The following is a 23,407-nucleotide window of genomic DNA, read 5'->3' on the forward strand; positions in this document are numbered from 1 at the left end:
CAGGGCGGGCGCGTGCGGGTGATGCTGGTCGAGGACAGCCTCGTGGTGCGCGAGCTCCTGCGCCACATCGTCTCCCGCGACCCGCGCCTGGAGATCGTCGCCGCCGTCTCCTCCGGCGAGGAGGCGCTGACGATGATCGACGTCGTGCGCCCCGACGTGATCTCGATGGACATCCGGCTCCCCGGCATCGACGGGCTGGAGACCACCCGGCGCATCATGACCGAGCACCCGACGCCGATCGTCGTGGTGGCCGACGCGGTCGAGGATTCCTCGCTGCGCATCTCGATGAACGCGCTGCGCGCCGGTGCCCTCTCGGTCGTCGAGAAGCCGGTGGCGACCACGAACGCGGGCTACGAGGGCGTCGCGGGCGAGATCTGCACGCAGCTCCGGATCATGGCTCAGGTTCCGGTGATCCGGCGCCGGCCGATCGGGACCGAGTGGGCCGGGCGCGGGCCGGCCGCGCGCCCAAGCGCCGCGACGGCCGGCCTGCAGGCGCCGACGGTGCTCGGTATCGCGGCCTCGACCGGCGGGCCCCCGGCGCTCGCCCGGGTGCTCGGTGCGCTCCCCGCCGACTTCCCCCTCCCCGTCCTCCTCGTCCAGCACATGGGCGCGGCCTTCATGGAGGGCTTCGCGAGCTGGCTCGACGGCGTCGTGCCGATGGCGGTCGGCATCGCCCGCGACGGCGAGCAGGCCAGGGCGGGCCGGGTCTACGTGGCGCCCGGCGACCGCCACCTCGAACTCGGCCCCAACCGGAGCCTTCGCATCCTCGATACCGCCCCGGTCTCGGGCCAGCGCCCGGCCGCGACCGTGCTGTTTCGCGCGATGGCCCGGCAATGCGGCGCCTCCGGCATCGGCGTGCTGCTCACCGGCATGGGCGAGGACGGGGCGCTCGGCCTCCTCGACATGCAGGCGGCCGGCGCCCAGACCATCGCCGAGCACGAGAGCACCGCGGTCGTCTACGGCATGCCGGCGGCCGCGGTGCGGCTCGGCGCGGCCCGCAGCGTGCTGCCCCTCGACCGGGTCGCGGGCCAGATCCTGCGCCTCGTCGATCCCGAGGCCGCCCCGTGAGCGTCCCCGTGAGTGCTTCGCCCGAGGCGGCCCCCGAGCCAGGGCCCGCTCCCCACATCCTCCTGGTGGAGGATTCGGAGACGCAGGCGCTGGAGCTGCGCCTCCTTCTCGAACAGAACGGCTTCGCGGTCGCGCGGGCGGCGACGGCGGAGGCGGCCCTCGACCATCTCAATCGCGAGCTGCCCGACCTCGTGGTGGCCGACTACCACCTGCCGGGCATGAACGGCGACGAGCTGACCCGGCAGATGCGCCTGTCGCTGCGCACCCGGGCCCTGCCGCTGCTGATGCTGACCGGCGCCCGCGAGGGCGAGCGCCAGGGCCTGGAGAGCGGCGCCGACGCCTACGTCGCCAAGTCCGACGACCGCGACCTCCTGGTGCTGCGCATCCGCGCGCTGCTGCGCGAGCGCGGCAAGTCCGCGAGCGCCAAGTCCGTGACCGGCAAGTCCGCGACCGGGGAGGCCGTGGCCGGCGAGGCCCCGGGCGCCGCCGGGTTCCGCCGCGGGCGCGTCCTCGTCATCGACGGGAGCGCGACCTACCGCACCTTCCTCGCCGGCCTGCTCGGCCAGGAGGGCCACGCCGTGACCACGGCGGACGGGCCGGCGGACGCGCTCGCCGCCCTCGACCAGGAGGGCGAGCCCTTCGACTGCGTCACCCTCGACCTGCTGAGCCCGTCCTATGACGGGCTGGAGCTGTGCCGGGCGGTCGATGCGCGCCGCACCACCCGGGCGGACGGGGCGGGCTTCCACCTCGTCGGCATCTCGGGCTCGACCCCGGCCAAGGATTTTCTCGTCCGCGCCTACGCGGCCGGCGCCGACGACGTGGTGGCGAAATCCGACGCGGAGGTGCTGGCGCTCCGGGTGCGCGGCCTCGTGCGCCGCCGCCTGCTGGAGGAGGACGACCGCCGCATCGCCGGCGCCTTCGGGGCCCGCGAGCGCGCCGTGGAGCGCGCCCGCGCCGAGGCCGAGGCGGCGGAAGCCCGCGCCAGCCTCGCCGACGCGCTGGAACAGGCCAACACCGACCTCGCCACGGCCAACCGCCGGCTGACCGAGGCGCAGGCCAAGCTCGTCCAGGCCGCCAAGATGGCCTCGCTCGGCGAGCTGGTCGCGGGCATCGCCCACGAGATCAACAACCCGCTGGCCTTCATCCTGGCCCACCAGGGCACGGTCGAGCGCCTGCTCGGCGAGCTGCCCGCGCCCGCCGACGAGCGCGGCGCGCGGGGCCTCGCCAAGGCTCGCGACCGGGTCGGCGCCATGCGGATGGGCCTGACCCGGATCCAGGATCTCGTCCTCAACCTGCGCAAGTTCTCGCGCCTCGACGAGGGCGAGCGGGCGCTCGTCAACGTGCCGGAGGCGATCGAGACCGTGCTGGCGCTGATCCAGCACAAGCTCGGGACCGGCATCGGCGTGGAGCGCGACTTCGCCGGGCGGGCCGAGATCCGCTGCACCCCGGCGCTGCTCAACCAAGTGGTGATGAACATCCTCTCCAACGCCGCCGACGCGATGCCGGAGGGCGGCACCATCCGGATCGCCACCCAGTCGAGCGAGGAGACCGACGAGATCCGCATCAGCGACACCGGCCCCGGCATCCCGGAGGGCTTGCGCGAGAAGATCTTCGAGCCCTTCTTCACCACGAAGCCCGTCGGGTCCGGCACCGGACTCGGCCTCGCGATTGCCTACAGCGTCGTTCAGGCGCATAGCGGCGTCCTCAGCGTGGAGACGGCCCCCGGGGGTGGTGCCTGCTTCGTGATCGGGATCCCGCGGCAGGCTGTGGACGCATGACGCACGGTATCCAGGACGGTTTGCGAGAGAACGGGGTGGGTTTGGCGGCGAGCCGCGGCACGATCCTGGCCGTCGATGACGAGCCGGACATCCTGATCGCCCTCGAGGACCTCTTCGAGGACGATTACCGGGTCCTCACCAGCCCCAAGCCTGCCGAGGCGCTGGAGATCCTGCGGGCCGAGCCGGACATCGCCGTCGTGATCTCGGACCAGCGCATGCCGGGCATGACCGGCGACGCGCTGCTGGCCGAGGCCCGCACCTTCCACGACGCCCAGGCGATCCTCCTCACCGGGTACGCCGACATCACGGCCGTGATCGCCGCGCTCAACCGCGGCGGCATCATCGGCTACGTCACCAAGCCCTGGGACGCGGGGCTCCTGCGCGGCACGGTCCGCACCGCCTTCGAGCGCCACAGCCTCGGGCGGGAGCTCGCCACCGAGCGCGCCCTGCTGCGCGGCCTCCTCGACCACGCCGAGGAGGCGATCTCCTTCAAGGACGCAGGCGGCCGCTTCGTGCGCCTCAACGCCCGCAAGGCGGCGCTGCTCGGACGCTCCGTCGCCGACAGCCTGGGACAGCGCGAGGCGGACCTCGCGCCCGTCGCGCCCGAGAGCGCGGCCGCGGACGCGGCCGCGATCCGCTCCGGCGAGGTCGGCAACGCCCTCGTCTCGGAGGGGCCGCCCGGGGTCGAGCGCTGGACGCAGGTGGTGCGCGTGCCGATCCGCGACGCGGCGGGCGCGGTCGCCCACCTCGCCACGATCGAGCGCGACGTCACCGAGCAGAAGAGCCTGGAGGCGCGCCTGCGCCAGTCCGACAAGATGCAGGCGCTCGGCACGCTCGCCGGCGGCATCGCGCACGATTTCAACAACCTGCTGACCGCCATCCTCGGCAGCCTGGAACTCGCCGTGCCGAAGGTGGAGGGCCAGCCCCGCGTCCAGCGCCTGATCGAGAACGCCCGGGGCGCGGCCGAGCGCGGCGCCTCGCTGACCAAGCGCCTCCTCAGCTTCAGCCGCACCCACGACCTGCACGCCCGCGCCACCGACGTGAACGCGCTGATCGCCGGCATGAGCGACCTGTTCGGGCGCAGCCTCGGCGGGCTGGTCAGCGTGCGGACCGACCTCGCCCCGGACCTGCCGCCCGCGCAGGTCGATCCCGACCAGCTCGAACTCGCGGTGCTCAACCTCTGCATCAACGCCCGTGACGCGATGCCCGACGGCGGCGCCATCGTGATCGCCACGGACCGCCTGCACATCGCCGACGACCCCGATCTCGCCCCCGGCCCCTACGTGCGGGTGAGCGTGACGGACGAGGGCAGCGGCATTCCCCCCGAGATCCTGAAGCGGGTCTGCGAGCCCTTCTTCACCACCAAGGCGGTCGGCCAGGGCACGGGGCTCGGCCTCGCCATGGTGTTCGGCCTCGCCCAGCAATCGAAGGGCCGCTTCAGCATCGAGAGCACGGTCGGGCGCGGCACGCGCGTGGAACTCGCCCTGCCCTGCGCCGAGGCCGCGCCCCGGGCCGCGACGGTGGAGGAAGCCGACGTGCCGGTGGCGAGCCGCCCCGCACGCGTCCTCGTGGTCGACGACGACCCGGAGGTACGCCACGTCACCGCCTCCTTCATCCGCCGCTTCGGCTACCGCGAGGTCGAGGCCGAGAGCGGCGCGGCGGCGGTCGGGATCCTGGAGCGCGAGACCTTCGACCTCGTGGTGGCCGATCTCGCCATGCCGGGCATGAGCGGCGTCGATCTGGCGAACCTCGTGCGTACGCGCTGGCCGGACCTGCCGCTCCTGATCCTCACCGGCCACGCCGAGGCCGTCGAGATCCCCGAGGACCTGCCGGTCCTGGCCAAGCCCTTCCAGTCGGCGGAGCTGGCGCGGCGGGTGTCGGCGCTGCTGGATTGAGGCTCGGGCGGGCGCTGCTCAGCCGCGCTCCGCCAGATCGATCGCGTCCCTCAGCACGCGGCGACCGACCGGGAAGGCCTCGGCGATCAGATCGGCGGCGTGCGCGGTCGGGATGATGCTGTGGGCGAGCGTGTCGCTGTTCCGGCGGGCCTGGTGCTCCAGCGATTCGAGCGTGCGCTCCAGCGCGTCGGGAACCTCGCGCGCCATCACCTCCGCGAGAGCGGGCCGCGCCCGCGCCGCGGCGGCCAGATCGAACACGTCGCGGGCCGTGAAGCGGGCCGAGCGGAAGCGGATCTTCTTCACCAGGATCTCTTCGGGCGTCTCCACCGGAATGCGGCCCGCCCCGTGATCCATCCAGGCGTAGCCCGGCTCCGTCTGGAGGACGACCGACAGGAAGTCGATCTCGCCCTCTGGCCGCTCGTACTTCAGGTAATGGCCTGGCCACTGGTAGGTGCCGGAGATGCGCGCCGCGGCCGGGTTCTGCTGCGGCGTGAAGCGCTTCAGGGGCACGCCCGGCACGAACAGGTCCACGTCGTAGCTGATCCGGTGGTCGATCCAGAGTGCGAGCGCCGTACCGCGGCCGAGGGTCCAGGGCGCGGGCCGCGTCTCGTCGGTCCCGGGGCCGAAGACGTGGTCGAGCGCCGGCAGCGCGAGATCGAGCAGCCGGCGCCACTGCGGGTCAGGCGCGCTCATCGAGCCAGAGCCGCGTGGGGTGATCCGGCGGGAGGCAGCGACGGGCCCCCCTCGCGAGGGCCCCGTAGGTGACAGCGCCGCTGCGGGCGAGGTCGCTGATCGTCTCGACCTCCACCTCGTCGAAGAAGGCGTAGAGATGCTCCGCGCCCGCCTTGTCGGGAGCGCCCAGCGCCGACAGCAGGGTCTCGGTATCGATCGGATCCGGGACCGAGGCATTGATGTGCCGCACAGCCAGAGCCAGCGGCCGTTCCGCGTCGCGCGGCAGAGCTGTCGGCATGGGCGCCTCCCGGGACGTGGTCCCCGACCATCCTGCACCGGCCCGCGCCCGAAATGAAGAAGGCGGCCCCGAGGGACCGCCTTCCGCGAGAGACCGTTGATGCCGGACCGGCTCAGGCCGCGTCGGCAACCTGCTGGCTCGGGCCCGAATCCTTGCCGCGGGCATCGACGTCGCGATCGACGAACTCGATCACGGCCATCGGGGCGTTGTCGCCGTGGCGGAAGCCCGCCTTCATGATGCGGCAGTAGCCGCCCGGGCGACCCTGGTAGCGCGGGCCCAGCACCGTGAAGAGCTTCTTGACCATGTCGGCGTCGCGCAGCTGCGCCATCGCCAGGCGGCGGGTGTGGACGCTGTCGGTGCGGCCGAGCGAGATCAGCTTCTCGACGACCGGGCGCAGGTCCTTCGCCTTCGGCAGGGTGGTGATGATCTGCTCGTGCTTGATCAGCGCGGCGGACATGTTGGCGAACATCGCCTTGCGATGCTCGGCCGTGCGGTTGAAGCGGCGACCGCGGTAACCGTGACGCATGGTGCTGGCCTTTCCGTATGCTGCCGGCCGCCGTGCCAAGGAACGGCCGGTGCCTCCTCAGGAGGCGTCTTCGTTCTCCGCTTGACCCCGCGGCGGGAATTTTTGGGTGGGGCGTCCCGGCTTCGCTGGGACGCCGCCGTCGCGGTGCTGCCGCCCGGCTCAAGCCAGGGCGGCCGCGCGCCCTAGTAATGCTCCTCGAAGCGCTTGGCGAGGTCCTCGATGTTCTCCGGCGGCCAGCCGGGGATGTCCATGCCGAGGTGCAGGCCCATGCCGGCGAGCACTTCCTTGATCTCGTTGAGCGACTTGCGGCCGAAGTTCGGCGTGCGCAGCATCTCGCCCTCGGACTTCTGGATGAGGTCGCCGATATAGACGATGTTGTCGTTCTTCAGGCAGTTCGCCGAGCGGACCGAGAGCTCCAGCTCGTCCACCTTCTTGAGCAGGGCCGGGTTGAAGGGCAGCTGCGGCGCGAGCGGGGCGGCCTCTTCCTTGCGCGGATCCTCGAAGTTCACGAAGACCTGCAGCTGGTCCTGGATGATGCGCGCGGCGTAGGCCAGCGCGTCCTCCGGCGAGACCGCGCCGTTGGTCTCGACCGTCATGGTCAGCTTGTCCTTGTCGAGATCCTGGCCCTCGCGGGTGTTCTCGACGCGGTAGGAGACCTTGGTGACGGGGGAGAACAGCGAGTCGACCGGGATCAGGCCGATCGGCGCGTCCTCGGGGCGGTTGCGCTCGGCCGGGACGTAGCCCTTGCCGGTGGCGACCGTGAACTCCATGCGGATCTCGGCGCCGTCGTCCAGCGTGCAGATCACGAGGTCGGGGTTCAGCACCTGCACGTCGCCGGTGACCGCGATGTCGCCGGCCGTGACGAGGCCGGGGCCCGTCTTGCGCAGGGTCATGCGCTTCGGGGTGTCCGACTGCGAGCGGATCGCGATCGTCTTGATGTTCAGGACGATGTCGGTGACGTCCTCGCGCACGCCCGGGATCGAGGAGAACTCGTGCAGCACGCCGTCGATCTGCACGGCGGTGACGGCCGCGCCCTGCAGCGAGGAGAGCAGCACGCGGCGGAGCGAGTTGCCGAGGGTGGTGCCGAAGCCGCGCTCCAGCGGCTCGGCCACGACGGTGGCGACGCGCTTCGGGTCGTCGCCGGTCGTCACCTGCAGCTTGTTCGGCTTGATCAGCTCTTGCCAGTTCTTCTGAATGACCACGGTCCTACCTCTCGCCTCTCACGCGTGCCGCCCGGAGGCGTCTCGCGTTTCGGCCGGCCCGCCTGGCTGCCCCCGCCCGCGGAACCGGTCCCTGAATGAAACCTATTGTGCGGCGACCCAGAGCTCCGGCACGAAGCTGTAGGCCGCCCCGTCCCGCGCCACGTAGCCGAGCGCCGGGAATTCGAGGTGGTTGCCGGCGATGAAGCTCCGGTCGTTCGCCACCATGTCGAGCACGCGCTTGCGGGTCTCGCGCGCCTGCTCGACATCGACGTCGAAGACCATGCCGGCCTCCGGCTGCTTGAACTGGATCGCGGGCAGATGCACCACGTCGGTCCAGCTGAACAGGCTCTTGTCCCCGGAAACGATCCGGAAGCCCGTGTGCCCCGGCGTGTGGCCGGGCAGGTGCACGGCCTCGATGCCGGGCAGAACCTCGCCGCCCCGGTGGTAGCGCAGGCGGCCGCCGTAGGGCGCCACCGCGTTCCGGGCGTTCTCGAAATAGGACTTGGCACCCTCCGGCGCGCGGGCCAGCGCGTCCTCGCCGAGCCAGTGCGCCGCCTCGTCGGTGTGCAGCACGATCTCGGCGTTCGGGTAGCGCCCCTGCCCCCGCTCGTCGATCAGCCCGCCGACATGGTCGGGATGCAGGTGCGAGACCAGCACCGTACCGATCTCCTCCGGCCGGACCCCCGCGAATGCCAAAGCTGCGGGCACATGGCCGAGCGTGGGACCGCCGAGGCTGCCCATGCCAGCGTCGATCAGGACGGGCTTGCGGCCCGGGCCCGTGATCAGGAAGGCGTTGAGCGTGATGCGCGGGTCCTGGGCGCGAAAGCCGGCGGCCTGGAGGCTGCCGGCCTCTTCCTTGGAGATGCCCGCGACCAGATCGAGGGAGCCCTGCAGGTACCCGTCGTTGAGGACCGTGACCGTGAGGTCGCCGACCGGCCAACGCAGGGCGCCTGGAAGTGCCTTCGAGCTGTCCGTCACGCAGATCTCCCCGTTCGCATGCACTCGTGGGCGGCGCCGTCGAGACGACCCCGCCCTGTGGCACGGCCCCGCGACGGGGCCGTGTCGGTCGCACGATCAGACGCGACGGCGCTTGCGCGGACGGCAGCCGTTATGCGGGATCGAGGTCACGTCGCGGATCGAGGTGACGGTGAAGCCCGCGGCCTGAAGGGCGCGCAGCGCCGACTCGCGGCCCGAACCGGGGCCCGAGACCTCGACTTCGAGGGTGCGCATGCCGTGCTCGGCGGCCTTGCGGGCGGCGTCCTCGGCGGCGACCTGCGCGGCGTACGGCGTCGACTTGCGCGAGCCCTTGAAGCCCATCGCGCCCGACGAGGACCACGAGATCGTGTTGCCCTGCGCGTCGGTGATGGTCACCATCGTGTTGTTGAACGAGGCGTTCACGTGCGCGACGCCCGAGACGATGTTCTTGCGCTCGCGGCGGCGGACGCGTTGCGGTTCCTTGGCCATAATCTGCTCGTCTGTCCTTCAGGCACGCCCGTAATGCCAGGCGCTCGGGATTCTTTTGGGATGTCGGCGGCGCGCCTCTTGAGAACCGCGGCGCCTGTCCGGGGCCGCAGAGGGACACCCGTACGACGGAGAGGAGGCCGAGCGCAGCACGGCCTCCCAAGTCCGAAAACCTTACTTCTTCTTGCCGGCGATCGGCTTCGCCTTGCCCTTGCGGGTGCGGGCGTTGGTGTGGGTGCGCTGGCCGCGGACGGGCAGCTGCTTGCGGTGACGGAGGCCGCGGTAGCAGGCCAGGTCCATCAGGCGCTTGATGTTCATCGAGACTTCGCGGCGCAGGTCGCCCTCGACGATGTAGTCGCGGTCGATCGTCTCGCGGATCTGGAGCACCTCGGCGTCGGTGAGCTGGTTCACGCGGCGCTCCGCCGGGATGCCGACCTTGCCGGTGATCTCCTCGGCCTTCTTGGGGCCGATGCCGTGGATGTACTGCAGCGCGATGACGACGCGCTTGCCGGTCGGGATGTTGACGCCTGCGATACGGGCCAAGATACACTCCATCGCCGAACCGTGCGGTCCGGTCTTTCTGATTGCCGCGCGTCCGGTGGAGTCCGGCCCCTGCGCGCCCGTCGAACGACGACACGGCCCGCGGCCGCCCGATCAGGGCACCTCGAGCCACGTTTCGAATGGACGAAGACCGGCCTGCTAGCGCGGGCCGGTCCTCCTGTCAACAGCAGTTGTGGACGGAAACGCGATCAGGCCCCCGCCGTCTCGGCGTGGGGCTCGAGGATCGTCATCAGCGCGGCCGTGACCGTGTCGATCGGCTGCATGCCGTCGATCGTCTCCAGCTTGCCGGCCTGGGCGTAGTAGTCGGAGAGCGGCGCCGTCTGGGCCCGGTAGGCTTCCAGGCGGGACTTGAACACCTCGGGCGTGTCGTCCTTGCGCACCGGCAGGCCCTTGGCGGCGGTCTCGGCAGCCCGCGTGGCGATGCGGCCGACCAGCGCGTCCTCGTCCACCTTCAGCTCGACCACGGTCGAGAGCGCGATGCCCTTCTGCTCCAGCATGGCGTCGAGGGCCTTGGCCTGCTCGACGGTGCGCGGGAAGCCGTCGAGGATGAAGCCGCGCCGCGCGTCCGCCTCCTCGATCCGGTCGGCCACGATGCCGACGACGATCTGATCGGAGACGAGGCCGCCCGATTCCATCACGGCCTTCGCCTCGAGGCCCACCGGCGTGCCGGCGGCCACCGCGGCGCGCAGCATGTCGCCGGTCGAGAGCTGGGGGATGCCGAAACGTGCCACGATCCGCTCGGACTGGGTGCCCTTCCCCGCGCCGGGCGGTCCGAGCAGAATGATGCGCATGGCCGTGTGTCCTCGTCCTTGTCCGCTCTGGCAGCGGCTTCCGGGGCGATGGCGAAGCCTCCCCGGCATCGCCTTGGGTGGTGGGTTTGTAGCCGGGTTCTACCGCGGAGGGCAGCCGGACCAAAGACGGGGAGCGTGCATTCTCCCCGTCCTGTTCCGCGTCTCAGCGCCGGCGCTGCGTGGTCGAGGCGCCGCGCAGCTTGGCCTTCTTCACCAGCCCCTCGTACTGGTGCGCCATCAGGTGCCCGTGGATCTGGGCCACCGTGTCCATCGTCACCGAGACCACGATGAGGAGCGAGGTGCCGCCGAAGGCGAGGCTCTGCGAGGAGAGCGCCATCGCCAGGATCTCGGGCGCGAGGCAGACGAAGGTCAGGTAGAGCGCGCCGATCACCGTGATGCGGGTGAGCACCTTGTCGATGAAGGCCGCGGTGCGCTCGCCCGGACGGATGCCCGGGATGAAGCCGCCATGCTTCTTCAGGTTGTCGGCCGTCTCCTGCGGGTTGAAGACCACCGCCGTGTAGAAGAACGTGAAGAAGATGATCAGCGCCGCGTAGAGCAGCATGTAGACCGGCTGGCCGTGGCCGAGCAGCGTGGTCAGCGTGCCGAGGAAGCCGGACGAGCCCTGGTTCGCCGAGAAGCTCGCCACGGTCGCCGGCAGCAGCAGCAGCGAGGAGGCGAAGATCGGCGGGATCACGCCCGAGGTGTTGAGCTTGAGCGGCAGGAACGAGGTCTGGCCCTCGTACATGCGGTTGCCGACCTGACGCTTCGGGTAGTTGATCAGGACGCGGCGCTGGGCGCGCTCCATGAACACGATGAAGTAGATCAGCGCGACGGCGCCGACCGCCGAGCCGAGCAGCGTGGCGGGCGACATGGCGCCGGTGCGGCTGAGTTCGAGCGCGCCCGCGATCGCCACCGGCAGGTGGGCCACGATACCGGCGAAGATGATGAGCGACGAGCCGTTGCCGATGCCGCGCGAGGTGATCTGCTCGCCGATCCACATCAGGAACAGCGTGCCGCCGGTCAGCGTGATCACGGTCGAGGCCAGGAAGAACGGCCCGGGATCGATCGCCGCGGAGGAGGATTGCAGGCCGACCGCGATGCCCCAGGACTGGACCAGCGCCAGCACCACCGTGAGGTAGCGGGTGTACTGGTTGATGACCTTGCGGCCCGACTCGCCCTCCTTCTTCAGCGTCTCCAGGCTCGGGATCACCGAGGTGAGGAGCTGGATGATGATGGAGGCCGAGATGTACGGCATGATGTTGAGCGCGAAGATCGCCATGCGCTCGACGGCGCCGCCCGAGAACATGTTGAACAGGCCGAGCACGCCGCCGGCCTGCTGCTGGAAGTTCCTGGCGAACTGTTCCGGGTCGATGCCGGGGATCGGGATGTAGGTGCCCAGCCGGAACACCACGAGGGCGCCGAGCGTGAACCAGATGCGCTTCTTCAGCTCATCGGCCTTCGCGATCGCCCCGAAATTGAGGTTGGCGGCAAGCTGCTCGGCGGCTGAGGCCATGACGGTCTATCCTGGGACCTGTCGCCGGACGGGTGGTCCGGGTGAAACGAAGAACGGCGGCCGGTGCGAGGTCGCACGGGCCGCCGCTCGGTGGCTTGGACTTAAGCGCTTCCCGGGCCCGGCGCAACGCGTCGCGCCGGATCCGCGGGAGGGCTTCAGGCCTCGGCGGAGGCCGTGCCGCGGTGGGCGACGCCCGCCGCGTAGGCGACGGTGACGCTGCCGCCGGCCTTCTCGACCGCCTCGACCGCCGACTTCGACGCGCGGGTGACCTCGAAGCTGAGCTTCGCGGTCAGCTCGCCGACGCCGAGCAGCTTCACGCCGTCGCGGGGACGGGAGAGGATGCCGGCGGCGATTAGCGCCTCGACGGTGACGGGCGCCGAGGCGTCCAGACGGCCCGCATCCACCGCCTCCTGCACCCGGCCGAGGTTCACCTCGTTCAGGTCGTGGGCGTGGATGTTGTTGAAGCCGCGCTTCGGCAGGCGACGATGCAGCGGCATCTGGCCGCCCTCGAAGCCCTTGATGGACACGCCGGTGCGGGCCTTCTGGCCCTTCACGCCGCGTCCCGCGGTCTTGCCCTTGCCGGAGCCGATGCCCCGGCCGACGCGCATCCGGTTCTTGGTCGCGCCTTCGTTGTCGCGGATCTCGTTGAGCTTCATGATGGCGCCCTCCTCACGCAGCGCCGTCGAGGACGCGCACGAGGTGCGCGACCTTGCGGATCATGCCGCGCACGGCCGGAGTGTCCTCCAGCTCGGCGACCCGATGCATCTTGTTGAGCTTCAGGCCGACCAGCGTCGCGCGCTGGGAGGCCTCGCGGCGGATCGGCGAGCCGATCTGCTCGACGCGGATGGTCTTGTCAGCCATGCCAACCTCCCCTTACGCCACAGCCGCTTCGGACTGATCGTTCGGATCGGCGTCGCGGCGGCGGCTCTGGAGGGCCGACACCTTGAGACCGCGGCGGGCCGCGACGGAGCGCGGGCTGTCCTCGTTCTTGAGCGCCTCGAAGGTGGCGCGCACGAGGTTGTAGGGGTTCGAGGAGCCGAGGCTCTTGGCCACCACGTCCTGCATGCCGAGCGTCTCGAAGACGGCGCGCATCGGGCCGCCCGCGATGATGCCGGTGCCCTGCGGGGCCGCGCGGAGGATCACCTTGCCGGCGCCGTGACGGCCGTTGACGTCGTGGTGCAGGGTCCGGCCCTCGCGCAAGCTGACCCGGATCAGGCCGCGCTTGGCGGCTTCCGTCGCCTTGCGGATGGCCTCGGGCACCTCGCGCGCCTTGCCGTGGCCGAAGCCGACCCGGCCCTTCTGGTCGCCGACGACGACGAGGGCCGCGAAGCCGAAGCGACGGCCGCCCTTCACCACCTTGGCGACGCGGTTAATGTGGACGAGCTTGTCCACGAACTCGCTGTCGCGCTCCTCGCGATCCTCGCGGCGGCCGCGGCCACCGCCCTCACGTTCACGTGCCATTCTGATACCCGTCTATCGCACTGGCGCGGGCGGCGGGCCCGCTCGCTTGAAGATGATGTTCGAGGAGCAGCCGAACCGCTCCCCTCCGCCGAATCTCATTCTTGGTGTTCCATCCGTGATGGAACGTCCGCCGCGCTTGCGAGCCCCCGGACGTTGGTCCGGGGGCTCGTGAGGCGCGGAGCGCCCTCAGAACTCCAGGCCGCCCTCGCGGGCGGCATCCGCCAGGGCCTTGACGCGGCCGTGGTAGATGTAGCCCGAGCGGTCGAAGATCACCTTGGTGACGCCGGCCGCCTTGGCGCGCTCGGCGACGAGCTTGCCCACGGCGGTGGCGGCGGCGACGTCGGCGCCGGTCTTCAGGTCCGCCCGGATCGCCTTGTCGATCGACGAGGCGGCGGCGAGCGTCTTGCCCTGGGCATCGTCGATGACCTGGACGTAGATCTGCTTCGACGAGCGGAACACCGAGAGCCGCGGACGGCCGTTGGCGGCGGCCCGCAGGGCCTTCCGGACGCGGATCTTGCGCCGCTGGAGGGCGATAAGCTTGTTCGACATCTTAAGCCCTCCTTACTTCTTCTTGCCTTCCTTGCGGAAGATGAACTCGCCCGCGTACTTGACGCCCTTGCCCTTGTAGGGTTCGGGGCCGCGGTAGTCACGGATCTCGGCGGCCACCTGGCCGACGCGCTGCCGGTCGATGCCCGAGATCACGATCTCCGTGGGCTTGGGCGTCACGATGGTGATGCCGGCCGGGATCTCGTACTCGATGTCGTGGCTGTAGCCGAGCGACAGCTTGAGCGCCTTGCCGGCCATCGCGGCGCGGTAGCCCACGCCCGTGATCTCCAGCTTCTTCTCGAAGCCCTTCGAGACGCCCTCGACGAGGTTCGCCACCTGGGCGCGCGAGGTGCCCCAGAGCGAGCGGGCCTCCTTGGACTGGTTCTTGGGCTGCACGGAGACCGCGCCGTCCTCGAAGGCCACGTCCACCAGGGCCGGGACGACGAACTGCAGCTCGCCCTTCTGACCCTTCATCTTCACGGTCTGACCGTCGACCGTCGCCGTCACGCCCGACGGGACGGGGACGGGCTTCTTGCCTACACGAGACATCTGCCTCTCCTCTCTCGCCGGATCAGAACACCTGGCAGAGCACTTCGCCGCCGACGTTGCGCTCGCGCGCAACGTGGTCGGCCATGACGCCCTGCGGGGTGGACACGATGGTGACGCCGAGGCCGTCGGCCACGCGCGGCAGCTCGCCGACCGACGAGTAGACCCGGCGGCCCGGCTTCGACACGCGCTGGATTGAGCGGATGACGGGCTTGCCGTCGTAGTACTTCAGCTCGATCGCGAACTCGGTGCGGCCGTTGCCGAGGTCCGACACCGCGTAGTCGCGGATGTAGCCCTCGGCCTTCAGGACGTCGAGCACCGAGGCGCGCAGGCGCGAGCCGGGGGTCTGCACGACGTTGCGACGGCGCTGCTGGCCGTTGCGGATGCGGGTGAGCATATCGCCCACGGGATCGTTGACCATGGGTATGCCTCCTTACCAGCTCGACTTGACGAGGCCCGGGATCAGGCCCCGGTTGCCGAGCTCGCGCAGCGCCACGCGCGAGATGCCCATCTTGCGGTAGACGGCGCGCGGGCGGCCGGTCATCTCGCAGCGGTTGCGGATGCGAACGGCCGACGAGTTGCGCGGCAGCTCCGCGAGCTTGAGGCGCGCCTCGAAGCGCTCCTCCATCTCGAGGCTCTCGTTGTTGGCGATGGCAAGGAGGCCTTTGCGCTTCTCGGCGAAGCGCGCGACCAGGGCCTTGCGGCGGTTGTTCTTCTCGACTGAGCTCTTCTTAGCCATGTCTGTTCTCTCCGGTGTCCGCGTCTGAAGCCCGGGGCTTCACTGCCGGAACGGGAACTTGAAGGCGGCGAGCAGGGCCTTGGCCTCTTCATCGGTCTTGGCGGAGGTCGCCACGACGATGTCCATGCCCCACATCTGCTCCGCCTTGTCGTAGGAGATCTCCGGGAACACGAGGTGCTCCTTGAGACCCAGGGCGTAGTTGCCGCGCCCGTCGAACGAGCGCGGGTTCAGGCCGCGGAAGTCACGCACGCGCGGCAGCGCGATGGTGATCAGGCGGTCCATGAACTCGTACATGCGCTGCTTGCGCAGGGTCACCTTGCAGCCGATCGGCATGCCCTCGCGGACCTTGAAGGTCGCGATGGCCTTGCGGGCCCGGGTGATCACCGGCTTCTGGCCGGCGATGAGGGCGAGGTCGCCCGCCGCGACCGTGGCCTTCTTGGAGTCGGCGGTCGACTCGCCGACGCCCATGTTGATGACGATCTTCTCGATGACCGGCACCTGCATGGGGTTCTTGTAGCCGAACTGCTCGATGAGCTTCTGGCGGACCACCTCGTCGTAGTGCTTGCGCAGACGGGGGGTGTAAGCGTTCTTGTCGGCCTCAGCCATCGATCTGATCCCCCGTGCTCTTGGCGAACCGGACCTTGCGGCCGTCCTCGAGGATGCGGAAACCCACGCGGGTCGGCTTGCCGTTGGCGTCGGCGACCGCGAGGTTGGAGAGCTGGATGGCGGCCTCCTTGGAGATGATCCCGCCTTCCTGGTTCTGCGTCTGCTTCTGGTGCTTCTTCACCAGGTTGATGCCGCGCACGAAGGCCTTGTCGTCCTTCGGCAGCACCTGGATCACCTCGCCGGAGCGACCCTTGTCGCGGCCGGTGAGGACGACGACCGTGTCGCCCTTCTTGATCTTGGCGGCCATCACAGCACCTCAGGAGCGAGCGAGATGATCTTCATGTGGTTGCGCGCGCGGAGTTCCCGCGGCACGGGCCCGAAGATGCGGGTGCCGATCGGCTCCTTCTGATTGTTGATCAGAACGGCGGCGTTCTTGTCGAAGCGGATGACCGAACCGTCGGCGCGCTTCACGTCCTTGGCCGTGCGCACGACGACCGCCTTCATGACGTCGCCCTTTTTGACGCGACCGCGCGGGATCGCCTCCTTGACGGAGACGACGATCACGTCGCCGACGCCCGCGTACTTGCGCTTCGACCCGCCGAGCACCTTGATGCACATCACGCGGCGTGCACCCGAGTTGTCGGCGACGTCCAGATTCGTCTGCATCTGGATCACGGGAGTGACCTTTCCTGGTTTCAGGCGGGTTTCCGCACGCGGGCGGTATTGCCCGGCGGACGACGCCTGATGGGGACCTGACGTCCCCGGCTCATAAGAGAGACCGCGCTATCGGCCCGGGGGCCGGCGCGGTCACCGCGTACGAGGGGTGCTGGCACCCCGTAAACTGTCGCGAAGGCCGGTCCGATACACCGGTTCTCCCAAGAGTTCAAGCGTGAAGGTGGGCTGGTAGGGCTTCGTGGAACTCGGCGCGGATCTTGCCGGCCGGCTCGCGGGTCTGCGGAGCGCGCTGGCCCGGAACGCCCCTGGGGCGCGGCTGTTGACGCCCGGGCCGGCGGCCGGATGCGTGGTGGGCCGGCGTTTGGCGGGCGGATATGTGGCGGACAGAGACGGGGATCGCATGAAGCCGCGGATCGCACTCGGCCTCCAGGGCGGGGGTGCCTACGGCGCCTACGGCTGGGGCGTCATCGACCGGCTCCTGGAGGAGCATATCTGGATCTCGGCGGTGAGCGGGGCGAGCGCGGGCGCCCTCAACGGGGCCGCCCTGGTCTCCGGCCTCGCCAGCGGCAGCGACGACGGCGCGCGAACGGCGCTGGAACGCCTCTGGCGCGCGACCGCCGACCGCTCGCCCCTGCGGGCCTGGGACTGGACCGGAAGCCTTCCGCCCGGTGCCGCGTCCTGGATGGGCCCCTGGCTCGAACCGTGGGTGGACGCCTGGGTCGAGCCCTGGGTGGACCAGGCGCTCGCCTTCACCCGGCTCTACGGCGGCCAGATCGCCCCCTACTTCCCGGCCTTCCGGGAGATGCGCGCGTGGCGGGAGGCGGTGGCGGCGAGCGTGGATTTCGAGGCGCTGACGGCGCCGCGCGCGATCCCGCTCTACGTCTCCGCCACGGACGTGCTCACGGGAGCGGCGCGCCTCTTCACGGGCGAGGCGATCGACGAGGACGCGCTGATGGCCTCCTGCTGCCTGCCGGAGCTGTTCTCGGCCGTCGAGATCGACGGGCGGCGCTACTGGGACGGGGGCTACGTCGCCAACCCGGCCCTCGACCCGCTGGTCTTCGGCGGCCACGGCGCGACCGACCTCATCGTGGTCCAGCTCACGCCCTTCGTGGCCGACGCGGTCGGCGAGCGGCCCGAGGAGGTGGTGAAGCGGGCGAGCGACATCAGCTTCAACGCCGGCCTGATGCGCGAGCTGAAGACGCTGACCGACCTGCAATCCGCCGTGCGGCTGGCGGCCTCCCCCTCCCCGCGCCTGCGGCCCATCCTCGACATCAACATCCACCTGCTGCGGGCGCCGGCCGAGCTCGCCTCGGGCTCCGTCGACAAGTACGACACGCGCTGGTCGACGCTCTGCGCGCTGCGCGATCTCGGCCGGGCGACCGCCGAGGCCTGGCTCGCCGAGCAGGGCCACGCGATCGGCGCGGCCTCCAGCCTGACGACCCTGGACGAGGTGTTCACCGGGCACCGGCCGCGCCGCGCGGCGATGTCCGCCTGACGGCGCACCCCGAAAGGCGCGAGAGGCGGGCACCCGGGGGTGTCCGCCTCTCGCAAGGTCCGAAAGAGTCCGAGACGAACTCAGGCTTCGGCGGTGGCGACCGCTTCGGCCTGGTCCTCGACCAGCTTCCAGGTTTTGGTCTTCGAGTAGGGGCGGCACTCCTCGATGAACACCGTCTGCCCGACATGGGCGGCGTTCGCCTCGTCGTGGGCGTGGTAGTTCTTCGAGCGGCGGACGGTCTTCTTCATCACCGGGTGGGTGAAGCGGCGCTCCACCTTCACGACGATGGTCTTCTCGCCCTTGTCGCTGACGACGACGCCCTGCAATACGCGCTTCGGCATAAGTCCCTCCTCAGCCCTGGGCCGCGGCCAGCGTCTTCTGACGCTGGAGCGTGCGCACGCGGGCGATATCGCGGCGGACCTCACGGACGCGGGCGACGTTCTCGAGCTGGCCCGTGGCACCCTGGAAGCGCAGGTTGAACTGCTCCTTCTTCAGGTTGAGCAGCTCGTCATTCAGCTGATCCGCCGACAGGGCCTTCAGATCAGACAGCCGGTTGGACGACTTCACGGATCCCTCCCTCAGTCGGCGATGCGGGTGACGATGCGGGTGCGCACCGACAGCTTGGCGGCCCCGAGGCGGAGCGCCTCGCGGGCGATGTCCTCGGCGACGCCGTCGACCTCGAACATGATGCGGCCCGGGTGGACGCGCGCGGCCCAGTAATCCGGGGCGCCCTTACCGGAGCCCATGCGGACCTCGGTCGGCTTCGAGGTGACGGGCAGGTCCGGGAACACCCGGATCCACACGCGGCCCTGGCGCTTCATCTCGCGGGTGATCGCGCGGCGGGCCGCCTCGATCTGCCGGGCGGTGACGCGCTCGGGCTCCACGGCCTTCAGGCCGAAGGTGCCGAAGTTCAGCTCGAAGCCGCCCTTGGCCGCACCGTGGATGCGGCCCTTGAACTGCTTGCGGAACTTCGTCTTCTTGGGTTGCAGCATGGCAGCCTCTCTATTCGCTCAAGCGGCTCACGCGTGGGACGGCTCGCGACGACCGCGGTCGCCACGGTCACCCCGATCGCCGCGGCCCTCGCCGTCGCGCTCGCGACGGCCGCCCGAACGGCCACCCTCTTCCTGAGCCTTCTTGTCCTGGGCCATCGGGTCGTGCTCGAGGATCTCGCCCTTGAACACCCAGACCTTGATGCCGCAGGTCCCGTAGGTGGTGAACGCCGTGGCGGTGCCGTAGTCCACGTCTGCCCGCAGGGTGTGCAGCGGGACGCGGCCCTCGCGGTACCATTCCTGGCGCGCGATCTCGGCGCCGCCGAGACGGCCCGAGCAGTTGATGCGGATGCCCTCGGCGCCGAGACGCATCGCCGACTGCACGGCGCGCTTCATGGCGCGACGGAAGGCGACGCGGCGCTCGAGCTGCTGGGCGATCGAGTCGGCCACCAGCGTGGCGTCGATCTCGGGCTTGCGCACCTCGACGATGTTGATGGTCACGTCGGCCTTCGTCATCGTGCCGACGAGCTTGCGCAGCTTCTCGATGTCCGCGCCCTTCTTGCCGATCACCACGCCCGGACGACCCGAGTGGATGGTGACGCGGCACTTCCGGTGCGGGCGCTCGATCACGATCTTGGAGACCGCGGCCTGCTTGAGCTGCTTCATGAGGGCGGCGCGGATCGCGACGTCCTCGTGCATGAGCTTGGCGTACTCGCCCTTGCCGGCGAACCAGCGGGAGTCCCAGGTCCGGTTGATGCCGAGCCGGAGACCGATCGGGTTGACTTTCTGACCCATCAGATCCTCCTCAGGCCGCTTCGGCCCGGACTTCCCGAACCACGATGGTGAGGTTCGAGAAGGGCTTCAGGATGCGTGCGCCGCGGCCGCGGGCACGGGCGTGGAAGCGCTTGAGAACCAGCGCCTTGCCCACATAGGCCTCCGAGACGACGAGGTCGTCCACGTCGAGGTTGTGGTTGTTCTCGGCGTTGGCGATGGCGCTCTCGAGGCACTTCTTGACGTCGGTCGCGATGCGCTTGCGCGAGAACTGGAGGTCGGCCAGCGCCGACTCCACCTTCTTGCCGCGGATCAGCTGCGCCACGAGGTTGAGCTTCTGGGGGGAGACGCGGATCATCCGCGCAACCGCCTTCGCCTCGTTCTCGGGGAGCGCGCGGGGGGTGGCCTGCTTGCCCATCTCAGCGCCTCTTCGCCTTCTTGTCGGCCGCGTGGCCCGGGAAGGTGCGGGTCGGCGAGAACTCGCCGAACTTGTGCCCGACCATCTCCTCGGTGACGTAGACCGGGATGTGCTTCTGCCCGTTGTGCACACCGAAGGTGAGCCCGACGAACTGCGGGAGGATCGTGGAGCGGCGGCTCCAGATCTTGATGACCTCGTTGCGGCTCGCACCACGAGCCGCCTCGGCCTTCTTGAAGAGGTAGCCGTCGACGAACGGCCCCTTCCAGATCGAACGTGCCATGGCGGTTACTTCTTGCGGTTGTGGCGGCTGGACAGGATGAAGACGTCGGTCCGCTTGTTGGAGCGGGTCTTCTTCCCCTTGGTCGGCACGCCCCAGGGCGTCACCGGGTTACGGCCGCCCGAGGTGCGACCCTCGCCGCCGCCGTGCGGGTGGTCGACCGGGTTCATCGCCACGCCGCGGTTGTGCGGACGCTTGCCGAGCCACCGGTTGCGCCCGGCCTTGCCGAGCGAGATGTTCATGTGGTCCGGGTTCGAGACCGCGCCGACGCTGGCGAAGCACTGGCCGTGGACCAGGCGCTGCTCGCCGGAGTTGAGACGCAGGGTCACGTAGCCCTGGTCGCGCCCGACGATCTGCGCGTAGTTGCCGGCGGACCGCGCGATCGCGCCGCCCTTGCCGATCTTCAGCTCGACGTTGTGCACGATCGTGCCCACCGGCATGTTGCCGATCGGGCCCGCGTTGCCGGGCTTGATGTCGACGTTCTCGCCGGCCACCACCTTGTCGCCCGCCGAGAGGCGCTGCGGAGCCAGGATGTAGCTCTGCTTGCCGTCCGGGAAGCTGATCAGCGCGATGAAGGCGGTGCGGTTCGGATCGTACTCGATCCGCTCGACCGTCGCCGTCACGTTGAGCTGCTCGCGACGCTTGAAATCGACCAGGCGGAGCGACCGCTTGTGACCGCCGCCGCGGAAGCGGACGGTCACGCGGCCGAGGTTGTTGCGGCCGCCGGTCGAGATCTTGCCGACGGTCAGCGCCTTCACCGGCTTGCCCTTGTAGAGCTCACGGCGGTCGACGAGGACGAGCTGGCGCAGGCTCGGCGTGACCGGTTTGAATGTCTTCAAGGCCATCGGTTTGGTCCTTAACCCGTCCTCAGAGCCCGGTCGTGACGTCGATCGAGTCACCCTCGGCGAGGGTGACGATCGCCTTCTTCACGTCCGAACGCTGTCCGCGCTGCCCGCGGAAAATCTTCTGCTTGCCCTTGGTCACGAGGGTGTTCACCGCCGTGACCTTGACGTCGAACAGCTTCTCCACCGCTTCCTTGATCTGCGGCTTGGTAGCCTTCGGGGCGACCCGGAAGACGACCTTGTTCTGCTCGGTGAGGTTCGTCGCCTTCTCGGTGATGACCGGGGAGACGATCACGTCGTAGTGGCGCGGATCGAGACTCATTTGAAGCGCTCCTCGAGGGCGTCGATCGCCGCCTTCGTGAGAACGAGGGTGTCGCGGCGCAGGATGTCGTAGACGTTGATGCCCTGGATCGGCAGCACGTCGATCTGCGGGATGGCGCGGGCGGCCCGGCCGAAGTTCACGTCGACCTCGGACCCGCCGATGATCAGCGCGTTCGAGAGGCCGAGCTTGCCGAAGCGCTCGACGAGGCCCTTGGTCTTGTGGTCGTCGATCTTGATGTCGTCGACGACGATCAGGGTCGAGGCCTTGGCCTTGGCCGAGAGGGCGTGGCGGAGCGCAAGCGCCCGGACCTTCTTGGGAAGGTCGTGGGCGTGGTCGCGCACCACCGGGCCGAAGGCCCGGCCGCCGCCGCGGAACTGCGGGGCCGAGGCCGCGCCGTGACGGGCGTTGCCGGTGCCCTTCTGCTTGTAGGCCTTCTTGCGGGTCCGGTTCACGTCCGAGCGGTTCTGCACGGCATGCGTCCCGGCCCGGCGCTTGGCGAGCTGGTAGCGCACCATGCGCTGCAGCAGGTCGGCGCGGGGCTCAAGGCCGAAGATGTCGTCGTTGAGCTCGACCGAGCCGGCCCCGGCACCGTCGAGCGTGGTGATATCGAGCTTCATCACGCGTTCTCCTCGGCGGGAGCGGCTTCGGGGGCCGAGGCAGTCGCGCCGTTCTCACGGAACTTGCCCGGCAGCGGCAGGTCGGCGGGCGCCTTGCGCTTCACCGCGTCGCGGATCTGGATCCAGCCGCCGGCGACGCCCGGGACGGCGCCCTCGACCAGGATCAGGCCACGCTCGGGATCCGTGCGCACAACGCGCAGGTTCTGCGTGGTGACCCGCTCGACGCCGAGGTGACCCGGCATCTTCTTGTTCTTGAAGGTCTTGCCCGGGTCCTGACGGCCGCCGGTCGAACCGATCGAGCGGTGCGACACCGACACGCCGTGCGTGGCGCGCAGGCCGCCGAAGTTCCAGCGCTTCATGCCGCCCGCGAAGCCCTTACCGGTCGAGGTGCCGGTGACATCCACGAACTGGCCGGGGATGAAGTGGTCCGCGGTGATCTCGGCACCGACCGGGATCAGCGCGTCCTCGCTGACGCGGAACTCGGCGAGCTTCTTCTTCGGCTCCACCTTGGCGACCGCGAAGCGGCCGCGCTCGGCGGCGGAGACGTTCTTCACCTTGGCCTTGCCGACGCCGACCTGCAGCGCGACGTAGCCGTCCTTCTCGGTGGTGCGGTGCGCGACCACCTGGCATTGATCGATCTTGAGCACGGTAACCGGCACATGCTCGCCGGCCTCCGTGAAGACCCGGGTCATGCCGACCTTCTGTGCGATGACGCCTGAGCGCATAGGTCTCTCCCTCGCGCGTTGACAGTGAAGCCCTAAGCCCGGGGGCTCAGAGCTTGATCTCCACGTCCACGCCAGCGGCGAGGTCGAGCTTCATCAGCGCGTCCACGGTCTGGGGGGTCGGATCGACGATATCGAGCACGCGCTTGTGGGTGCGCATCTCGAACTGCTCGCGCGACTTCTTGTCGATGTGGGGCGAGCGATTGACGGTGAACCGCTCGATGTGGGTCGGCAGCGGGATCGGGCCGCGGATCTGGGCGCCGGTGCGCTTCGCGGTGGACACGATCTCGCGGGTCGACGCATCCAGGATGCGGTGATCGAACGCCTTGAGGCGGATACGGATGTTCTGACCGTTCATGACCTGAAGCCTTCAGTGGGAGACGGGGAAGGGCGGGCCGAGGGCCCGCCCCGCCACGTTCCCCTTGAGGATTGCTCTCTCGCTTACTCGGTGATGGCGGCGACGACGCCGGCGCCGACGGTGCGGCCGCCCTCGCGGATGGCGAAGCGCAGCTTCTCCTCCATGGCGACCGGCACGATCAGCGCGACGTCCATGGTCACGTTGTCGCCCGGCATCACCATCTCGGTGCCCTCGGGCAGCGTGCACACGCCGGTCACG

General features: G+C 70.0%; 35 protein-coding genes. 4 read left to right on the forward strand and 31 right to left on the reverse strand.

All coding sequences use genetic code 11. From position 1 onward, the window contains the following. The first annotated feature begins 21 nt into the window (after positions 1-21). Genes cheB through MFF56_RS05450 form a run of 3 tightly spaced genes read left to right on the forward strand, consistent with a single transcriptional unit; the run spans position 22 to position 4,741 of the window. Positions 22-1,068 (forward strand): chemotaxis-specific protein-glutamate methyltransferase CheB, encoded by a 1,047-nt coding sequence (gene cheB, locus MFF56_RS05440; protein WP_066917999.1) that lies wholly within the window; start codon positions 22-24, stop codon positions 1,066-1,068. Then, positions 1,065-2,846 (forward strand): response regulator, encoded by a 1,782-nt coding sequence (locus tag MFF56_RS05445; RefSeq protein WP_238229616.1) that lies wholly within the window; start codon positions 1,065-1,067, stop codon positions 2,844-2,846. Before cheB ends, MFF56_RS05445 begins: the two co-directional genes overlap by 4 nt. Next, positions 2,843-4,741 carry a response regulator gene (locus tag MFF56_RS05450; RefSeq protein WP_066917984.1) on the forward strand — a complete coding sequence of 633 codons (1,899 nt, stop codon included), beginning with the start codon at positions 2,843-2,845 and terminating at the stop codon, positions 4,739-4,741. The genes MFF56_RS05445 and MFF56_RS05450 overlap by 4 nt, the downstream gene beginning before the upstream one ends. A gap of 18 nt (positions 4,742-4,759) precedes the next feature. On the opposite strand, the gene MFF56_RS05455 is transcribed toward MFF56_RS05450, so the two are convergent. The 19 genes from MFF56_RS05455 to rplN all read right to left on the reverse strand — a co-directional run bounded on the left by MFF56_RS05455 (position 4,760) and on the right by rplN (position 16,338). Next, on the reverse strand, positions 4,760-5,434 hold the full coding sequence (locus MFF56_RS05455; protein ID WP_066917985.1) for a nucleotidyl transferase AbiEii/AbiGii toxin family protein: 675 nt from the start codon (positions 5,432-5,434) through the stop codon (positions 4,760-4,762). Continuing rightward, positions 5,421-5,711, reverse strand: coding sequence for a hypothetical protein (locus MFF56_RS05460; protein ID WP_066917986.1), 291 nt, complete (start codon positions 5,709-5,711; stop codon positions 5,421-5,423). The genes MFF56_RS05455 and MFF56_RS05460 overlap by 14 nt, the downstream gene beginning before the upstream one ends. 112 nt (positions 5,712-5,823) lie before the next feature. Next, positions 5,824-6,237 carry a 50S ribosomal protein L17 gene (gene rplQ / locus MFF56_RS05465; protein ID WP_066917987.1) on the reverse strand — a complete coding sequence of 138 codons (414 nt, stop codon included), beginning with the start codon at positions 6,235-6,237 and terminating at the stop codon, positions 5,824-5,826. Between the two features lie 182 nt (positions 6,238-6,419). Beyond that, the gene (locus tag MFF56_RS05470) at positions 6,420-7,439 is read right to left on the reverse strand and encodes a DNA-directed RNA polymerase subunit alpha (RefSeq protein ID WP_066917989.1); all 1,020 of its coding nucleotides are present in this window, start codon (positions 7,437-7,439) and stop codon (positions 6,420-6,422) included. A gap of 102 nt (positions 7,440-7,541) precedes the next feature. Next, complete coding sequence (locus MFF56_RS05475; RefSeq protein ID WP_066918002.1) at positions 7,542-8,417, reverse strand: MBL fold metallo-hydrolase; 876 nt, start codon at positions 8,415-8,417, stop codon at positions 7,542-7,544. 96 nt (positions 8,418-8,513) lie between these two features. Further along, the gene (gene rpsK, locus MFF56_RS05480; RefSeq protein ID WP_066917992.1) at positions 8,514-8,903 is read right to left on the reverse strand and encodes a 30S ribosomal protein S11; all 390 of its coding nucleotides are present in this window, start codon (positions 8,901-8,903) and stop codon (positions 8,514-8,516) included. Positions 8,904-9,074: 171 nt separating this feature from the next. Further along, positions 9,075-9,443 (reverse strand): 30S ribosomal protein S13, encoded by a 369-nt coding sequence (rpsM, locus tag MFF56_RS05485; protein WP_066917993.1) that lies wholly within the window; start codon positions 9,441-9,443, stop codon positions 9,075-9,077. 206 nt (positions 9,444-9,649) lie between these two features. Beyond that, positions 9,650-10,252, reverse strand: a complete 603-nt coding sequence (locus MFF56_RS05490; protein ID WP_066917994.1) for an adenylate kinase — start codon at positions 10,250-10,252, stop codon at positions 9,650-9,652. 163 nt (positions 10,253-10,415) lie between these two features. After that, entirely contained in the window at positions 10,416-11,765 is a 1,350-nt protein-coding gene (secY, locus tag MFF56_RS05495; protein WP_238229617.1) for a preprotein translocase subunit SecY, read from the reverse strand. A gap of 155 nt (positions 11,766-11,920) precedes the next feature. Beyond that, on the reverse strand, positions 11,921-12,421 hold the full coding sequence (rplO, locus tag MFF56_RS05500; protein WP_066927416.1) for a 50S ribosomal protein L15: 501 nt from the start codon (positions 12,419-12,421) through the stop codon (positions 11,921-11,923). Positions 12,422-12,434: 13 nt separating this feature from the next. Continuing rightward, on the reverse strand, positions 12,435-12,626 hold the full coding sequence (gene rpmD, locus MFF56_RS05505; protein ID WP_066927414.1) for a 50S ribosomal protein L30: 192 nt from the start codon (positions 12,624-12,626) through the stop codon (positions 12,435-12,437). A gap of 12 nt (positions 12,627-12,638) precedes the next feature. Further along, positions 12,639-13,226 carry a 30S ribosomal protein S5 gene (rpsE, locus tag MFF56_RS05510; RefSeq protein WP_066927412.1) on the reverse strand — a complete coding sequence of 196 codons (588 nt, stop codon included), beginning with the start codon at positions 13,224-13,226 and terminating at the stop codon, positions 12,639-12,641. 186 nt (positions 13,227-13,412) lie between these two features. Then, positions 13,413-13,775 carry a 50S ribosomal protein L18 gene (rplR, locus tag MFF56_RS05515; RefSeq protein ID WP_066927410.1) on the reverse strand — a complete coding sequence of 121 codons (363 nt, stop codon included), beginning with the start codon at positions 13,773-13,775 and terminating at the stop codon, positions 13,413-13,415. Positions 13,776-13,787: 12 nt separating this feature from the next. Further along, positions 13,788-14,321, reverse strand: a complete 534-nt coding sequence (rplF, locus tag MFF56_RS05520; protein ID WP_066927408.1) for a 50S ribosomal protein L6 — start codon at positions 14,319-14,321, stop codon at positions 13,788-13,790. 22 nt (positions 14,322-14,343) lie between these two features. Further along, positions 14,344-14,739, reverse strand: a complete 396-nt coding sequence (rpsH, locus tag MFF56_RS05525; RefSeq protein ID WP_066927406.1) for a 30S ribosomal protein S8 — start codon at positions 14,737-14,739, stop codon at positions 14,344-14,346. Positions 14,740-14,751: 12 nt separating this feature from the next. Further along, a complete protein-coding gene (rpsN, locus tag MFF56_RS05530; protein ID WP_066927404.1) occupies positions 14,752-15,057 on the reverse strand; it encodes a 30S ribosomal protein S14 in 306 nt (101 codons plus the stop codon). Between the two features lie 39 nt (positions 15,058-15,096). Further along, complete coding sequence (rplE, locus tag MFF56_RS05535) at positions 15,097-15,663, reverse strand: 50S ribosomal protein L5 (RefSeq protein ID WP_066927402.1); 567 nt, start codon at positions 15,661-15,663, stop codon at positions 15,097-15,099. Next, positions 15,656-15,970: a 50S ribosomal protein L24 gene (gene rplX, locus MFF56_RS05540; protein ID WP_066927400.1), complete on the reverse strand. Its 315-nt coding sequence runs from the start codon at positions 15,968-15,970 to the stop codon at positions 15,656-15,658. The genes rplE and rplX overlap by 8 nt, the downstream gene beginning before the upstream one ends. Continuing rightward, positions 15,970-16,338 (reverse strand): 50S ribosomal protein L14, encoded by a 369-nt coding sequence (gene rplN, locus MFF56_RS05545; protein ID WP_010686182.1) that lies wholly within the window; start codon positions 16,336-16,338, stop codon positions 15,970-15,972. Before rplN ends, rplX begins: the two co-directional genes overlap by 1 nt. 400 nt (positions 16,339-16,738) lie before the next feature. On the opposite strand from rplN, the gene MFF56_RS05550 reads away from it, so the two are divergent. Then, positions 16,739-17,833: a patatin-like phospholipase family protein gene (locus MFF56_RS05550; RefSeq protein WP_066927398.1), complete on the forward strand. Its 1,095-nt coding sequence runs from the start codon at positions 16,739-16,741 to the stop codon at positions 17,831-17,833. Positions 17,834-17,913: 80 nt separating this feature from the next. Here the strand turns inward: MFF56_RS05550 and rpsQ are convergent, their stop codons facing one another. The 12 genes from rpsQ to MFF56_RS05610 all read right to left on the reverse strand — a co-directional run. Next, positions 17,914-18,174, reverse strand: coding sequence for a 30S ribosomal protein S17 (rpsQ, locus tag MFF56_RS05555; protein ID WP_066927395.1), 261 nt, complete (start codon positions 18,172-18,174; stop codon positions 17,914-17,916). A gap of 10 nt (positions 18,175-18,184) precedes the next feature. Beyond that, entirely contained in the window at positions 18,185-18,400 is a 216-nt protein-coding gene (gene rpmC / locus MFF56_RS05560; protein WP_066927393.1) for a 50S ribosomal protein L29, read from the reverse strand. An 11-nt stretch (positions 18,401-18,411) separates the two neighbouring features. After that, complete coding sequence (rplP, locus tag MFF56_RS05565) at positions 18,412-18,825, reverse strand: 50S ribosomal protein L16 (protein WP_066927391.1); 414 nt, start codon at positions 18,823-18,825, stop codon at positions 18,412-18,414. A 27-nt stretch (positions 18,826-18,852) separates the two neighbouring features. Further along, positions 18,853-19,617, reverse strand: a complete 765-nt coding sequence (gene rpsC / locus MFF56_RS05570; protein ID WP_066927389.1) for a 30S ribosomal protein S3 — start codon at positions 19,615-19,617, stop codon at positions 18,853-18,855. Positions 19,618-19,627: 10 nt separating this feature from the next. Then, positions 19,628-20,011, reverse strand: a complete 384-nt coding sequence (gene rplV / locus MFF56_RS05575; RefSeq protein ID WP_066927388.1) for a 50S ribosomal protein L22 — start codon at positions 20,009-20,011, stop codon at positions 19,628-19,630. A gap of 1 nt (position 20,012) precedes the next feature. Further along, a complete protein-coding gene (gene rpsS, locus MFF56_RS05580) occupies positions 20,013-20,291 on the reverse strand; it encodes a 30S ribosomal protein S19 (RefSeq protein ID WP_066927386.1) in 279 nt (92 codons plus the stop codon). A 5-nt stretch (positions 20,292-20,296) separates the two neighbouring features. Further along, positions 20,297-21,133, reverse strand: coding sequence for a 50S ribosomal protein L2 (rplB, locus tag MFF56_RS05585; RefSeq protein ID WP_066927384.1), 837 nt, complete (start codon positions 21,131-21,133; stop codon positions 20,297-20,299). A 22-nt stretch (positions 21,134-21,155) separates the two neighbouring features. Beyond that, positions 21,156-21,452, reverse strand: a complete 297-nt coding sequence (locus MFF56_RS05590; protein ID WP_066927382.1) for a 50S ribosomal protein L23 — start codon at positions 21,450-21,452, stop codon at positions 21,156-21,158. After that, a complete protein-coding gene (rplD, locus tag MFF56_RS05595; RefSeq protein ID WP_066927380.1) occupies positions 21,449-22,069 on the reverse strand; it encodes a 50S ribosomal protein L4 in 621 nt (206 codons plus the stop codon). The genes MFF56_RS05590 and rplD overlap by 4 nt, the downstream gene beginning before the upstream one ends. Next, positions 22,069-22,794 (reverse strand): 50S ribosomal protein L3, encoded by a 726-nt coding sequence (gene rplC, locus MFF56_RS05600; protein ID WP_066927378.1) that lies wholly within the window; start codon positions 22,792-22,794, stop codon positions 22,069-22,071. Before rplC ends, rplD begins: the two co-directional genes overlap by 1 nt. Positions 22,795-22,840: 46 nt before the next feature. Then, entirely contained in the window at positions 22,841-23,149 is a 309-nt protein-coding gene (gene rpsJ, locus MFF56_RS05605; RefSeq protein ID WP_066927377.1) for a 30S ribosomal protein S10, read from the reverse strand. 83 nt (positions 23,150-23,232) lie between these two features. Then, positions 23,233-23,407 (reverse strand): EF-Tu C-terminal domain-related protein (locus MFF56_RS05610; protein ID WP_505744315.1); only part of this gene is annotated, 175 nt, incomplete at its 5' end.

The sequence above is a fragment of the Methylobacterium hispanicum genome (genome assembly GCF_022179285.1).
GTDB lineage: Bacteria > Pseudomonadota > Alphaproteobacteria > Rhizobiales > Beijerinckiaceae > Methylobacterium > Methylobacterium hispanicum.